Source organism: Oceanobacillus kimchii X50, assembly GCF_000340475.1.
In the GTDB taxonomy this organism is placed as follows: Bacteria; Bacillota; Bacilli; order Bacillales; family Amphibacillaceae; genus Oceanobacillus; species Oceanobacillus kimchii.
In genome coordinates this window covers 978,301-994,275 of the sequence record NZ_CM001792.1, presented here as the reverse complement: position 1 = coordinate 994,275, position 15,975 = coordinate 978,301, and the positions used below count along the sequence as shown (strand labels likewise).

At 35.9% G+C, this 15,975-nt stretch carries 9 protein-coding genes; all 9 read right to left on the bottom strand.

Features of this window, described 5'->3' with window-relative positions:
- Positions 1–98: 98 nt before the first annotated feature.
- Positions 99–761, bottom strand: coding sequence for a 4'-phosphopantetheinyl transferase family protein (locus tag C794_RS05345; RefSeq protein WP_017796093.1), 663 nt, complete (start codon positions 759–761; stop codon positions 99–101).
- Positions 761–2,188 (bottom strand): DHA2 family efflux MFS transporter permease subunit, encoded by a 1,428-nt coding sequence (locus tag C794_RS05340; RefSeq protein WP_017796092.1) that lies wholly within the window; start codon positions 2,186–2,188, stop codon positions 761–763. Before C794_RS05340 ends, C794_RS05345 begins: the two co-directional genes overlap by 1 nt.
- Positions 2,189–2,404: an MbtH family protein gene (locus tag C794_RS05335; RefSeq protein ID WP_017796091.1), complete on the bottom strand. Its 216-nt coding sequence runs from the start codon at positions 2,402–2,404 to the stop codon at positions 2,189–2,191.
- Positions 2,388–9,506 carry an amino acid adenylation domain-containing protein gene (locus C794_RS19720; RefSeq protein ID WP_017796090.1) on the bottom strand — a complete coding sequence of 2,373 codons (7,119 nt, stop codon included), beginning with the start codon at positions 9,504–9,506 and terminating at the stop codon, positions 2,388–2,390. Before C794_RS19720 ends, C794_RS05335 begins: the two co-directional genes overlap by 17 nt.
- A gap of 13 nt (positions 9,507–9,519) precedes the next feature.
- Positions 9,520–10,404, bottom strand: a complete 885-nt coding sequence (locus C794_RS05325) for an isochorismatase (protein ID WP_017796089.1) — start codon at positions 10,402–10,404, stop codon at positions 9,520–9,522.
- Between the two features lie 13 nt (positions 10,405–10,417).
- Entirely contained in the window at positions 10,418–12,037 is a 1,620-nt protein-coding gene (locus C794_RS05320) for a (2,3-dihydroxybenzoyl)adenylate synthase (protein WP_017796088.1), read from the bottom strand.
- Positions 12,031–13,227, bottom strand: coding sequence for an isochorismate synthase DhbC (gene dhbC, locus C794_RS05315; RefSeq protein ID WP_017796087.1), 1,197 nt, complete (start codon positions 13,225–13,227; stop codon positions 12,031–12,033). The genes C794_RS05320 and dhbC overlap by 7 nt, the downstream gene beginning before the upstream one ends.
- Before the next feature lie 25 nt (positions 13,228–13,252).
- Positions 13,253–14,029 (bottom strand): 2,3-dihydro-2,3-dihydroxybenzoate dehydrogenase, encoded by a 777-nt coding sequence (locus tag C794_RS05310; RefSeq protein ID WP_017796086.1) that lies wholly within the window; start codon positions 14,027–14,029, stop codon positions 13,253–13,255.
- Between the two features lie 512 nt (positions 14,030–14,541).
- Positions 14,542–15,969 carry an amidohydrolase gene (locus C794_RS05305; protein ID WP_017796085.1) on the bottom strand — a complete coding sequence of 476 codons (1,428 nt, stop codon included), beginning with the start codon at positions 15,967–15,969 and terminating at the stop codon, positions 14,542–14,544.
- Positions 15,970–15,975: the final 6 nt, after the last annotated feature.

The following is a 15,975-nucleotide window of genomic DNA, read 5'->3' as shown; positions in this document are numbered from 1 at the left end:
ATGCCTTTTGGATATATAATTATGTGACAACCGCCCCTTAAAAACAGGGGCGCAGTTTGTACATTGTTAAACGGGGCTTTCGGCTTTGTTCCGTTTAATTAAGTTAGTTTATCAAATTCATACTGATAGATACATGTTTGCAAATTTTTATCTAACCCACGTGTGCAAACCGATAATTTATAATTTTCTTTGAACGTATAACATGTACTTGTTCCAGAAGGATACCTTCCTTCACAATGTTTTACATTATACGTTTGATCGTCTACTAATTTAGTGTCTATGGATTTTAATGGAAGATGTAAACCCGTGCCTATCATTTTTAAGTAACTTTCCAATACCGTCCATTTTTCATAAAAAAGATGTTGCAATCCATCCGCATATTCTAGCTCTTCATCTGAAATAATAGAAAAAATCATACTTTCAGGTATAACATCAATATACTCAATATCAATACCTATTTGCTCTTTTCCTACTATACATACGCACCATTCTCCCGAGTGAGAAAGATTAAAATGTATATCTGAATGAAGGGATAAATGCGGTTTTCCTTGCTTATTCGTAGTAATAGTTACGTCATCAAGATGAAATTGATCTAATAGTATCTTTCTAAGTAAAAGTTCACTCGTGAGGGAACGATAGGCGTCACCTACTTTTTTAAATCGCTGTACCCTCTCTCTCCTTTGTTGTGAAATATAACGGCTGTAGTAATGCACTTCACGCCAATTTTGATATGATGGTATTTTACAAGCATAGATATTCATTATCCTGCTTTTTCTCCTTTAATTGTGTCACGATTTGATTGTTTATCACTACGTTTAATTATATGACGATTTTTAAATGTTAGTATAAATGAAATTGCTAGAAATAATGCAGCGACGAAAATAGAAATCTGGTACGGAATAGGGTTCATAATGCTTTCCGCTCCATCTTGTAACACAATAAGTAAACTTGCAATCATCGATATACCAATCGCAGCTCCTAAACGATTTTGAACATTAAATAACGTCGTCGCTTTACTCATATTTTCAGAAGTTATATTTGTAAATGTTGTATATTGCATAGCAATTACAGAATGTCCTAGTGTTAAACCGATTGTAAATAATAGTATCCTTAGCACCCAAGGATTAGCAAAGGGCCCAACTATGCTCATTATTATAAAACAGATACAAGCGCCTAAAAATCCAAACAAAATGACTCGGTAGACGCCTAGTTTTTTTAAAGATATCGGTATTATTCTTGAAGCTAACATTAATCCAATGGCTTCGATAAACACAACAATACCGCTTTCCAGTGCTGTTGCACCTACTGCCTGTTGGTACATAATAGGAAATATAAAAAGTAAGCTTTGTAATCCGCCGACTGCAAAGAAAGAAAGTATACTTACCTTACGAAATGTAGACTCGGACAATAGTTTTACATCCATAATGGGTTTTTCTTTATTTATTGCGTGCAATATAAATACACTCACTAATAGTAATCCACAAATCGCAGAACTAAGGATTTCGATCGAAGTCCACCCTCGTGACGATCCTTGTGTTAAAGAAAACATTAATAAAGGATAGCCTATAACAATGAGAACAAATCCTTTCCAATCCATTTTTCCTACACTTTCCACTTGTTGTTCTGTTAGATAGAACATACCAATGACAATTGCTATTACTCCAATTGGCACATTGATAAAGAAAATCCATTGCCATGAAAGAATTTCTAGAATTAATCCCCCTACTACCGGGCCTAATGCTGGCGCAATTGCTATCGGTAAAACGAGTGAGCGTGATACCTTAGGACGTTCTTCTACAGAGAATGTTCGAAATATCATCGCCATACCGATAGGAGCCAGCATACCTCCGCCTAGGCCTTGTATAAATCTTGCTATATTTAATAGACCTACTGTTTGAACTAGTCCACAAATTATAGATGCAATTGTAAATAGAGACAATGCACTTAAGAATATCTTCTTACTTCCAAACCGATCTCCAAGCCATCCTGCTATAGGTAGAATCGCAGCAACACCTACAAGGTACCAAACCGTCACACCACTTAAGTCAGCTGATGATACTCCTAAATCTTCTCCAATCGTTGGTAATGCTACATATACAATCGTTCCATCTAACGAGGCCATAAACATTGCTAATATATAGATGAAACAAACTACTTTTCTTGAATGTAAAAATTGAGAACCAATCATTTAAGAAATACTCAACTTTTTCTTTTTCAAGCTAGTTGGAAGTAAATCTTCCCAATTATCTTCGATATAATTTTGACAATTTGTTAACCCTTCTGGACCGTATGCAATATCCCAGCCTTCAGGAATTTGGATGAAGTCGGGCCAAAGAGAATATTGGCCCTCATCATTTATAAGTACATAGTAATTCCCATCTTTATTTTCAAATGGATTCGTCATTATACGCATCCTTTCTATCTTTTTTTCTTTTTTGTAATTCTTGTTCCACGATTGCTCCAATTTGCGCAAGTGGTTCGGGTTGACACATATCTTTATGTCGACAATGAATATCGTACTCCATCATTTCTCCAGATATGAATGATTTCCATTTATTAGGGTCTGCATCTGTAAACCAATCTGGAATTATGGTCGATTTAAAGAAAATCATACTCCCATCGAATGTTTTTGGTTTGTATTCAGACATAATTTTAATCGAATTTCTATATGTTTCTTTCAAATTAATAATGGTTTGTTTGTCTAAACTAGCTAAAGCACTACCATGATGATGAAGAAGTTCAACTACATTTTCAATTGATATTTCTTTATGCATTAGTTGTTCAGGATCATACCCCCCTAACGTAAGTAAGGCAATCAGAGCATCTTGTTCCCCTTCTTCACCAGAAAGCGGAATGAAATTACTCGGATAGGAATCCATAATGAAAACTAACTCTACCTCATCACCCAGCTTCTGCAATTCAACTGTGATAGCATGCGCCACATTTCCGCCGAGAGACCAACCTAAAACTCGATAGGGTCCCTCTGGTTGCACACTTTTCATTTCCGCAATATAGTCTTGTGCCATTTCAACTAATGATTCAGGTTTTGCTTCAGATTCTGAAATTCCTTTTGCTTGAAGTCCATATATCGGAAATTCTGGTCCAAGTGTACTCATTAAACCAGCATAGCACCAGCTCAATCCACCTGCGGGGTGTACACAAAATAGCGGTAGTTCTGAACCACTCTTTCTTAATGGGAGCAGCATATTTAACGAACTTGATGTTGCATTATCTCCGTCCATAACATTAACTAATTCGGCAACTGTAGGTGCCTCAAATAAAACTCCAATTCCTAGCTCTTTCCCAAACAATTCTCTTATTCTATTCATTAACGTAACTGCTAATAAGGAATGCCCTCCTAAATCAAAGAAACTATCGTGAATACCTATTTCATCTAAATGAAGAATTTCTTTAAATAATTCACAAAGCAGCTCTTCACTAGGTGTTCGTGGTCCTTCTCCTTTTACATTTACAGTGTAATCAGGTAATGGCAGATTCTTCGTATCTAATTTTCCATGTGTCGTTAACGGAATCCTATCAATGTGAACAAATGTAGATGGAATCATATACCCAGGTAAGAAAGAAGCGATGTAAGCTTTTAAGTCAGCATCTCTTACTTCATTATCTGTCACGATATAAGATACAAGTTGATTATCCCCATGTTGATTTAGTACTGTAGTAGCCGCTTCTTTTATAGATTCATAGGACATAATATGCGCATTTACTTCACCTAACTCAATTCGATAACCCCTGATCTTCACTTGATGATCAGAGCGACCAATATAATCAATGGTTCCGTCGTCCAACCATTTTGCTAAATCCCCTGTTTTATACATTCTACTTCCAGCTTCACCAAAGGGATTAGCTACGAATCGAGATGCTGTTAAAGAACTTTGGTTAAGGTACCCCCTAGCCAATCCACCTCCAGCTACGTACATCTCACCTGTAACACCAATTGGTACTGGTTGTAAAAAGTCGTCTAATATATATATTTCTAAATCTGGAATGTTTTTTCCTATTAAACTATTACCTTGTTGATCAATAATTTCTTCATTTAATTCAAGGTAACTAACATGTACTGTCGTCTCTGTAATTCCATACATATTAATCAGTTTTGTTGTAGAATTCTCATGTAAAGTAAACCATTCTTTTAACCTTGCTAATTCAAGCTGTTCCCCACCAAACACAACATATCTTAGAGACAGTTTTTCAGATAAGTCAATTCTTTCCTGTTCTGCATACATTAACTGATAAAATGCAGAAGGAGTCTGGTTTAACACGGTTACTTTTTCTTCTACAAGAAGTTCAAGAAATTCAAGCGGCATTCTACTAACATTGTACGGTACAATTACTAGTTTCCCACCAAAGAGTAGTGCTCCCCAGATTTCCCAAACGGAAAAATCAAACGCGTACGAGTGGAACATCGTCCACACATCATCAGAACCAAAGTGATACCATTCATTCGTCTCTTTTAATAAGCGAATCACATTATGATGAGGTATTATCACACCTTTTGGCTTCCCAGTTGAACCAGATGTATAAATAATATAAGCCGCATTCATTGATGAAATTGATTGATTAATATTTTGATTAGAATAAGCCTGTAATATACGACTGCTTAATGCATCCAAATTAATTACGCTTACACTGGAAAAAGTCTCTGTTGCTTGTTTGCTTTTCTCATTCGTTATCACAATAGACGGATAAGCATCTGATAATATATAACTTATCCTTTCATCAGGGTAATCAGGATCAACAGGTACGTAAGCACTTCCTGTTTTTAGGACAGCTAAAATACTAACCATCATTGAAATAGACCTTGGCAACATAATTGATATTAGTTTTTCTGGTCCAGCACCTTGATCGATTAAATATCTAGCCATTTGGTTGGCTTGTTCGTTTAATTGCTGATAGGTAAGCTGCTTGCCTTCAAAAGTTACTGCAATATTGTTTGGATACTTATATACTTGTGATTCAAACATTTGAACAATCGATATGTCGGATAATTCTTTATTAGCTTGCTGTTTATAATCTAAAACAAATTGTCTCTCTTCCTTCGAGATAAAAAGAATATTTCCGATTGTCTTATCTGGGGTTTCCAGCGCATTTTTTAAAAATGTTAGCCAATGATGACATATCCGCTCTATCTGATTATCCTTAAATAGATCGGTTCGATATTCAATAATGCCATTCAATGCCCCATCTTCATTCGGCTGCTCCCATAATTCAAATGTCAAATCAAACTTCGCTGTTCCTGTTCCACTCACCTTCACACTGGTGTTTACTTGTGGAATATCTAGCACAGGATTCGGTGCACTTTGAAGGATTAACATCATTTGAAAGAGTGGATGCCTTGATGCAGAACGCTCTGGATTAACAAATTCCACTACTTTATCAAATGGAATATCCTGACGATCATACGCTTCCACATTAGTATCTTTTACCCGGCTCACTAATTCATGAAATGTGGGGTTATTTGATACATCTGTACGCAACACTAATGTATTTACAAAGAATCCAATTAGATCATCTAATTGCTGATTATTTCTACCCACAATCGGAGTACCTATCGGAATATCGACTCCAGAACCTAACCTTGACAAAACAGAAGCTAGAGAAGCTTGTAGCACCATAAATATCGTTACATTGTTTTCTTTTGCATAGTTCGTTATTGCTGATTGTAATTGTTGATCAATGATAAAAGGATAATGCTTTCCTTCATTTTGACGAGTTTTTGGTCGTTGTACATCATATGGCAATGGCGTTTCTACTGGTAATTCGTTTAATTGTTGCTTCCAATAATCCAACTGTTCCTTCATAGATGATTTTTCCATCTGTTCTTGTTGCCAAGCTACATAATCCTGATACTGAATTGTTAAAGGGGCATCAATGATATCCTTTTGCTCTAGACTATTTTTATAAGCTTTTGATAAATCTTTTGTGAGTGGTATTAACGACCATCCATCTGCAATAATATGATGGAATAATAGTAATAACACATGCTTTTCTTCCTCTACTTCAAAAAGGTATGCCTTTACTGGAGGCTCTTTTGTAATATCAAAATGAAACTGCTTAGCTTCCTCTACAGCACTTGCTAATTCTTCTTGATTCGTCTCAACTATATTTAGACGAATACAAGACTTATCCTCTGGTATAATATTTTGAACAGGCATTTCACCATCCGTGAAAAAGACAGTCCGTAACGATTCATGACGCTTCACTACATAGTCTAATGCTACTTGTAAAGCATGATTATTCAATTTCCCATTTAATTCTATTTCAAATGGAATATTATATGTCGCACTCGGTCCTTCCATTTGATCGATAAACCATAACCGATGTTGTTCATAAGACAACAATGCACTTGCTCTATCTTCAACGGCAACAATTTCAGTAGAAGTCTCTGAAACTTCTTGTATTAATTTCGCTAACTCTTTAATCGTTGGATAGTTAAATATCGTAGAAAAAGATATTTCCTTACTCCATTTATTCCTAATTTGCGCAATTAAATGAGATGCTAATAAAGAGTGTCCACCTAAATCAAAGAACGAATCTTCAATAGAAATAACTGGTAGATTCAATAAATCTGAAAAAATATCATGTAGCGCCTGCTGACCTTCATTTAATTGCTGTTCCACTTCAACCTGATAATATTCCGATTGTGGCAATTTCTTCTTATCCAGTTTTCCATTAAGTGTTAACGGAAATTCTTCTAAGTAAACCATTGAATCTGGAACCATATATAAAGGCAATGTATACTTTGCATGTCGTATTATATCTTGCTTGTTTATTTCATCTGCACCAACTAAATAAGCAACGAGTTGCTGATTACCTGGTGTATCTTCACGGACGATGACTTTTGCATTCATATTAGGAGAAAATGATGAAATCACTTTTTCAATTTCACCTAATTCAATCCGGTGACCTCTCAACTTAACTTGATCATCTGCGCGTTTTATATATTCAAGACTGCCTCGGCTTGTCCATCGCACAATATCACCTGTACGGTACATTCTACTTCCCGACTCCCCAAAAGGATTAGCTACATATCGCTCTGCAGTTAAAGAAGGACGACCATTATACCCTCTCGTGACCCCAGCTCCAGCAATATACAACTCCCCGTCTACTTCTGGAGGTACCGGTTGTAGATCATGATTTAGAACGTATACTGCTGTACCATCAACCGGTGCCCCTATCAATCCCTTTGGTTCATCCTTGTTCAACTCATATACAGTAGACCAAATGGTTGTTTCTGTTGGCCCATAAAGATTGGTAACAGATTGACATATATTTATCATTTCTTCTGCTACATAGAAAGGTAGTGCTTCTCCCCCTACTAACGCCTTTATGTTTCTTAATGATGCGTGTTGATGTGCTAAGATCATTTGCCAATGTGTTGGCGTAGCCTGTATTGCTGTAATTTTCTGATTGGTTATCGTTCGATTAAGCAAGATAGGATCTTGCACTATCTCTCGTTTGGTTAATACACAAGTCGCCCCACTAACTAATGGCAAGAACAATTCCAAGATAGAGATATCAAATGAAATTGTGGTTAAAGCTAATAATCGATCTTTCACAGATAGGGAAAACACATTGTCCATATATTGTAGAAAATGAACAAGACCTTCAGCTGGAACAACGACTCCTTTTGGTTTTCCAGTTGATCCTGATGTATAAATCATATATACAGCATGTTTTAGTGATTGCTCAGCAAAAAGGTTAATAGAGGTTGTAGATTGGTTATTTACTTCCTCCTTCAAAAGTTCTTCATCCAGATTAAATAAGATCGGTACAAACGAACCTGGTATATTATGACACGATACTCCGTCTGTCAGAATCATGATAGGGTCTGCATTCTCCAACATATATTCCAACCGCTCTTCTGGATAGGTTGGATCAAGAGGAAGATAAGCTGCACCGACTTTCCATATAGCGAGTATACTAACTGGTAATTTACCCGTTCTTTCTAGACTAATCGCCACAAACTTTTCCTTTTCCACGCCTTTTTCGATTAGGACTTTCGCAAGTTGATTCGATTTTTCGTCTAATTCACGATATGTTAACGCTGCTTCATCATGTTGTATCGCTACTGCTTCTGGTGTCTTCTGTACTTGTTGCCAGAAAAGGCTCACAGGATCAATGACCGAAAAATGATTTGAATTACTATTCCACTTATCTAATATTTGATACTTTTCTTCATAAAGAAGAGCAGAAATACTACTTATTAATGACTGTTCGTCCATTTCTGTACACGTATGAATCAGATGTAATAATCGATCAGCATGGCGTTCTAATTCCTGCTTCGTATATTTTCCTGCATTTCCTTCTAAATCTAGCGTAATTCCATCTTCATTACCTTGTTCATAAATATTCCACGATATATCTTCCACCGGTCCTGTCGCTAATTTATACGTTATTGCTTTCGTACCAGAAAAGACAGGGTTATAGGAAAATGGCATAACATTCACCTGTGGTCCAAAGAGATTAGAATCCGTACCAACCTTACCTAGATCTCGTTGAAGTTGTTCCTGACGGTAACGTTGATGCTGACTATTCTCTCTCATCTTCACAGAAACCTGTTCCACAATATCTTGAAAAGATGAGGTTGGATGTACAGAAATATGAAGTGGCAGGACATTCATTCTTGTACAAGGGATTTGAATGGATGCTGATTTTAATCGATTCATCATTGGAATCCCTAAAATAATTTCTCGAATGCCTTTCATTCGATACATATAGATCGCCTTTACCGCAATAATAAGATCCGGCCAACCTACTTTCATATGTTTCGCTTTTTCTTTTAGCCTCTTTAAATGATCATATTTTAAAATTCTAGAGACTTTAAACGTACTATTTTCACTTTCATATTTATTTGTCAGTGTTTCCGGTTCAGGTAAGTCTTGATATTGATTTATCCAGTAGTTGCTATCCTCTGTATACTGAGCAGATTCTTTATAGGTAACCTCTTCTTCTAATACTTTATAAAATGGACTCCATGGCGTTTGCTTATGTTGCTTTTGGTCTACTTTACTATATAAACGAGCCACACGATTTGTAAGCAATGAAAATCCATATGCATCCATCGCGATGTGATGGATGCGTTGATACCAAAGATAATGCATGGAACCTATCTTAAATACAATTTGTTTATATACATCATCTCGTCCTAAATCTACTCTACGATGAATGTCCGATTCCATAAGATGAATTGCTTCTTCTTTAGCTGATTGCATCTGACTGATATCAATGTATTGCACTTCGATATGATTAGGTTCTTGTAGTTGTTGCCATAGTCCGTTTGCATCCTCACCATACTTCATATGCAAACTATCCGTTTCTTTTACTACTTGTTTAATTGATTCAATGAAAAGTGCTACATTCATTGAATTTTTGATTTCTACATATTCTCCCATATTATAGCTAGCACTTGTCGTATCCAATTGATGCGCAAACCAAATTCCAGCTTGAGCATCAGATAGCGGATAATTCTTCATTGTTTCAATCACCTAAAACATCCCCTTACTTTACCTGAATGGTTTCGTATTCTGAAACTAATTTTTGATACCACGATTCCAACTTAGGAGATTCAATCAATTCTATAAAACTTATATCTATCCCTTCAGAATTCCAATTTTCTGCAAGCATCATAATTCGAATGGAATCCAGTCCACTTTCAATTAAGTCATCTTGCACATTTAATTGATCCGGTGACATTTCTAACATTTCTGCTACTTGTGCTTTTATGGATGAAGTAGTTATCGTATTTTCAGATGAAATATCCTCTATTAATTGCTTCATCATTAATGGTCTTGCACAACGTCCGGCTCCAAAGATTAAAGCTTCTTCATGTTGCTCCTTCGAAAAATCTGCCATCGCATCTGCAACAATAAATGGTTGAATATCACTCATAAATGCTTCTACAGCAGTAACAATGCACCCAATATTGGCATAGACACCACAAATAATTAATTGATCTTTACCATTTTCCTGCATCCATTCCAATAGTTGCGATTTCTTAAATGCACTATACCTCCATTTCGTCTGCACAATGTCATCTTCTGTAGGTGCCAACTGATCGGTAATTTTTGTCTGCTCTATATCATCATCTAGACCTGGTCCCCAAAAATCAGTAAGTAACGCTCGATCTTCTTGATTTTGATCCCCAGGTTGTGCGGTATAAACTGTTGGGATGCCAAGTTTCGTACATGTCTCTTTTATCTTTGATATATTCTTTATCAATTGTTGAATAAGAGGAGAGTCTTGACCATAAAAATCTAAAAAGTATTGTTGCATATCATGAATCAATAATACGGATCGACTTGCTTCTGCCTTCCAATCCACTTTACTTTTTGGTAGTTCATTTTCCGTTGGTAACGTATAACTTGCAATTGAAGGTATTGACATTATTTATCTCTCCTTAATAACTTTTTTGTGTTAGTTTTTCTTTTATCATTGCTCTTAAGTTTTTTTTGCTTACCTTACCTAGTGCTGTATATGGAAAACGATCCACAAATTCTATCCGATCTGGGATTTTAAAATTGGCTATTCCTTTATGTTGTAAGAAATCCTTTATGTCGTTCACTGTTAATTCTTCCTTATTTTTTATAACAAAAGCACAAGACCTTTCTCCAAGAAATTTATCTGGCATACTTACAATTGCTACATCATGTACGCCTGGAAGCGAAAGGATATAATTTTCTACCTCTTCTGCAGCAATTTTTTCGCCACCTCGGTTAATTTGGTCCTTATCTCTTCCTTCAACGATGAGATACCCTTCTTCTGTCAGTTTGACTACATCCCCAGTACGATAAAAACCATCGGATGTAAAAGCTTTTGCATTATGTTCTTCTACATTAAAATAACCAATGATAGTATACGGGCCCCTTGCTTGAAGTTGTCCAGTTTCTCCTACAGGAAGCTCATTGTCTTCTTCATCTACAATACGAATTTCATCATATTCTGACATCGGTTTTCCCTGTGTATGAATAATTACTTCGTCATCATCATCTAATCTCGTATAATTCACTAAACCTTCTGCCATTCCAAATACTTGCTGTAACTTACAATTAAAGGCTGGTTTAATTTGCTTAGCTATTTCTGCACTGCATTTCGCTCCACCAACTTGAATGACTTTCAACGAACTTAAATCTGCTTTTGTCCTTTTTTGCGCCTGTAACCATACAATTGCTAATGGTGGAACAAGTGAGGTAAAGTCTACTTTTTCCTTTTCTATCAATGGGAAGGCAACATCCGGGCTAGGATATTTACTAAGAATAATTTTCCCTCCGGCATAGATGACTCCAAAAACGCCTGGTGAACTCATCGTAAAATTATGTGCCACAGGTAGAACCGCTAAGAAATTCGTATCTTGACTTAGCCGACATATTTCTACGCTTTTTCGGAGGCTATAAATATATTCATCATGTGTACGCGGAATTAATTTGGGTAACCCTGTACTTCCACCTGATAATTGAAAGAATGCTAAATCACTTCCTGTAATAGCTGGAAATGATACCTGTTTATCAATATATAATTTTTCTAAGGAAGTGAACCTTTCTGTTTCCCCTGCAACAATCGTATGCTCCAGAGTTGGAATAGAGCTGTTTATTTCATTTGCTAGATTTCTATAGTCAAAGTTATCGTATACATCTGGAATGATATACGCTTTAGCTTCTGTAAATTCACAGAAATAGCTTATTTCCATTTTTCGGTGTAGTGGTAATGCAAAAATAGGTAAAGCACCTATTCGAAATAACGCGAAACAAACCTCAAAAAATTCAATTGTATTAGGTAGTTGTAGAACTACTCTATCTTCTTTCTCTATACCTAAATTCATGAATCCAACAGCTAGTTTGTTTACTCTCTCATCTAATCGTTGATAAGTAATGGATTTCTCCCCATCTGTAATCACAACACTGTCTTTTCTATCTCTAGCTTGTTTCTCTAATATTCCCCCGAAAGTTTCTCCGGTCCAGCATCCAGTTTCTTGATAATACTTTCTAAGACTTTCTGGCCAAGGCTTATACCCTTCTAGCATGATTCATTCCCTTCCTCTTCGTAAAAATCTATTCCAAATACACGTAGCATCGTTTGTAACTTCGCTGCTGTTTCGTTTTTTTCTTCTTCAGGAACTGAATCTTTTACTATCCCTGCACCTGCAAACATGCGAATCATATTTTCTTCAATTTCTGCACAACGAATCGTAATCGCCCATTCTCCATCACCATTTTTATCGCTCCAGCCAATTAACCCTGTAAAATAATCTCGATTAAAAGGTTCAAGCTGCCTAATGTTTTCCAATGCAATATCGTTAGGGGTTCCGCATATCGCTGGTGTTGGATGCAAATTTTCAGCTATTTCAATTGATTGCGTATATGGATCTTCTAAATGGCCGATGATTTCTGTTGAAAGATGCCACATTGTCTCTGTATGAATAACAGATGGTTCTTCAGGTACATGTAACTTCTTGCAAAATGGTCGTAATGCATTCAAAACAGATTGAACGACAAGCTGATGTTCATGCAAATCTTTTTCCGAATGGCGTAATTCCTGCGCTATTAAAACATCTTTTTCTGGATCTTTCTGTCTTGGACGTGATCCAGCCAAAGGATTGGAAACAACGATGCTTCCTTTTTTGGAAATTAATAATTCTGGACTAGCACCGATTAATGTTTTTTCTTTGCCTTCTTCGGATGTATTTAAAGCAAAGTTATACTTATCATGATTATGTGTAATTAAATTCTGGATAAGATGTGAAATATCGGGCTGCTTGTCTACATCTATTTGTAGAACCCTACCAAGAACCGCTTTTTCCAGCTTTCCTTCTTTAATTTCCTTCGTAATCTTCTCTACTGCTTTTGCATATTCCTTACCCGAAGGAATCGACTGTATATGTGTTGATGAGATAGTATCTGATGATAATGAGTTATCTACATTCTGGTAAACTTCTGACTGCTGAATTTCTTCTGGTATTACTAATGTCCCCTTATCTTGTTGATGAAATGGCAAAGCACCAATAACAATTGGATTTTCCATCCCATTCAATGTTCCTTTATGTAATAGGGATTCGATTCTTTTACGAAATGATAATCCTCGTTGTTCTTCCTCCGTAAGTTCCACTGCTTTTCCTTTACCTAAAATATTTTTACTAGGAAAAGATAATAAATAATCATTTGAATGATATTGATTAATTAGTTGTTGCTCTTCATTTAACGTTTCAACAGACATGTAATCCATCTCCCTTTATTTGCATCTATTGCGCACCTAACGTAGCTCCACCATCAACAACAATATTATTCATCGTAATATGACTTGCATTTTCTGATAAAAGGAATAATACTGCTTCAGTAATATCTGATGTATTTGCTATTTTTTGCAATGGAATACCTACTCGATATTGTTCAGGAATACCTTTTATTCCTTTTTCTATATCTGCTTCTTCGTTCCAAAATGCTCTCTGCATTTCTGTATCCGTTGCACCAGGTGATACGATATTACATCGAATTCCATAACTTGCCATTTCTAATCCAAGACACTTCGTAAACATAAGGGAAGCAGCTTTCGAAGCACAATAACTTGCCATGGATGTTCTCGGTACGGACGCTGCATTAGAACTAATTGTCACTATAGATCCTTGCTTGTTCTCTTTCATTCGATTACATACGGCTTTAGAAACATGAAAAACGCCCGATGTATTTACAGCAAATGTCCGCTCCCAGGCCTCATCGGAAAGTGTTGTTACTTCTCCTTGTGATAGTACTCCAGCTGCATTAACTAAAACATCTATACTTCCATAGATTCTATATACTTGATCAATAATTTCATTGACTTGTGTACTATCAGAGACATCAGCATAAAATGCTTCAACTGCTAACTTATCCTTCTCAGCTACACCTTTTATTTTGTGCAACTTTTCTTCTTGGATATCAATTCCTACCGCTACATAACCTCTCACTGCCAAAGCATGGAATACTTCATACCCCATTCCTTGCGCTGCACCAGTAACAATAGCAACTTTCTTTTCGATCAATTCACCATACCTCCTTTAATTGATAATCATTCTCAATACTATATAAAAAAATAAAGACGAATCTCAACTGGTGTTTTAAATGATAATGATTATCATTATCATATATTAAATACTTTAGAATACATCAAACTATCCGTCAACAAGGTAAAAATGCCTATAAAATTTAGCAAACATGCAATATATTATCCTCATTACAACCTCTTGAAGATTGATATAACAGTCTATAATTGTTAATTATCTTAAAAAACAGATATTTAAATATAAAAAGTTATCAATTGGGATTGATTCGTCGAAATGTAAACCCAATATGTAGTTTAGTTATTGCTATAGTTCAGTTTCTACCACTAACTAAAAATAGCGTGGAAAAAATTATTATTTTTTTCCACACTATTTTTGTTTCCATCTAATTTCCTACATTTTTATAAAAATTCGATAAAATAATCCTTTAGCCATCTGAAGATATGAAAAAGCATCCTCACCAAAATGAGAATGCTTTAGGCACTATATACGATTTACTTCATGGATGTAAAAACAGGATCCACCTTCTTTTTCACAGGGGGATTTACATCATCAGGTATTCCAGCTATATAAGGTTTACCTGTTGTACTTTGTTTAAATTCCTCTTTGGCTTTTGCAACAAGCTCTTCATTTGAAAAAAGATCATATAAAGTTAATGCCATTGTTTTCGCTGCTAAATGCATCCCTTTATAGCCAATGGAAGAACCATAAGAGGAAGTGGCTTGCCAGGTATGAGCTTGCACACCAACAGGTGCAGAAGTTGTCATCACCATTCCGGTAGGTGTAATCCAACTTACATCTCCGACATCCGTTGAACCTCCGACTGAAGACCCTAGCAATTGCTTATTATTCGCCATATGTGTCGGAAGTAAATCATCTGTTTGATCATGTAACTGTTTTTTCGACATCTTGACAATCTCTGGATTAATACTTTTTAATAATTGAGTTGCAAATGTTTCTTCTTCTTTTGTAAATGATATTTCCGATTGCATCATATTTTCGTACATTATGTCATTTAATGTTTCATTTGGAAGTGTTTCGTAAGCAAATGCTAAGATGGTTGATTTCACTTCTGTTTCCGTCATTAACACTGCTCCATCAGCAATCTTTTTTACTCTTTTTAACATATCATTCACTTGTTCTTTCGTAGCAGCTCGTAAATAGTACCAAACCTTTGCTTGATCAGGTACAACATTTGGAGCTAGTCCACCATTTGTTATAACATAATGTATTCGTGATCCATCTAAAACATGTTCTCGCATATAATTTGTACCGACATTCATTAACTCTACAGCATCAAGAGCACTTCTTCCGGCATGAGGTGCTGCAGCAGCATGTGCTGTTATTCCTGTAAATTCAAACTCAATGGAAACCATCGCCTGCATACTTTGATTCACTGTAAAATTGGATGTACCTGGATGCCAAGTCAAACAACAATCTAAATCATCGAATACACCCTCTCTTGCCATATATGTTTTACCTGACAGTACCTCCTCTGCTGGACAACCATAATAACGTACGGTTCCTTTGATATTTTCTTTTTTCATATACTCCTTTAATGCAATTACTGCTTCAACACCAGCTGTTCCTAATAAATGATGACCACATCCATGCCCTGGTCCATCAGCTACAATTTCTTCCCTTGTCGGTGATACCGTTTGTGATAATCCTGGTAACGCATCAAATTCCCCAAGTATACCAATAATTGGTGAGCCATTTCCGTATTCTGCTACAAATGCTGTAGGAATCCCACCAATATTAGGTTGAATATGGAAATTTTCTTTTTCTAAAGTATCGATTTGTAGCTGGCTTGCATAGTCCTCATCATAAGCTAATTGTGGATTCTCCCAGATATTTTTCGCTATGTCCGTAAAAATTCCCTCATTTGTATTTATCCAATCTAAAATCTCTTTTTTACTCATGAAACA

Coding starts and splice junctions, on each gene's coding strand:
- C794_RS05320 (WP_017796088.1), bottom strand. CDS start 12,037: ATGCTAGAAGGGTATAAGCCTTGGCCAGAAAGTCTTAGAAAGTATTAT.
- C794_RS05325 (WP_017796089.1), bottom strand. CDS start 10,404: ATGTCAATACCTTCAATTGCAAGTTATACGTTACCAACGGAAAATGAA.
- dhbC (WP_017796087.1), bottom strand. CDS start 13,227: ATGTCTGTTGAAACGTTAAATGAAGAGCAACAACTAATTAATCAATAT.
- C794_RS05305 (WP_017796085.1), bottom strand. CDS start 15,969: ATGAGTAAAAAAGAGATTTTAGATTGGATAAATACAAATGAGGGAATT.
- C794_RS05345 (WP_017796093.1), bottom strand. CDS start 761: ATGAATATCTATGCTTGTAAAATACCATCATATCAAAATTGGCGTGAA.
- C794_RS05340 (WP_017796092.1), bottom strand. CDS start 2,188: ATGATTGGTTCTCAATTTTTACATTCAAGAAAAGTAGTTTGTTTCATC.
- C794_RS05335 (WP_017796091.1), bottom strand. CDS start 2,404: ATGACGAATCCATTTGAAAATAAAGATGGGAATTACTATGTACTTATA.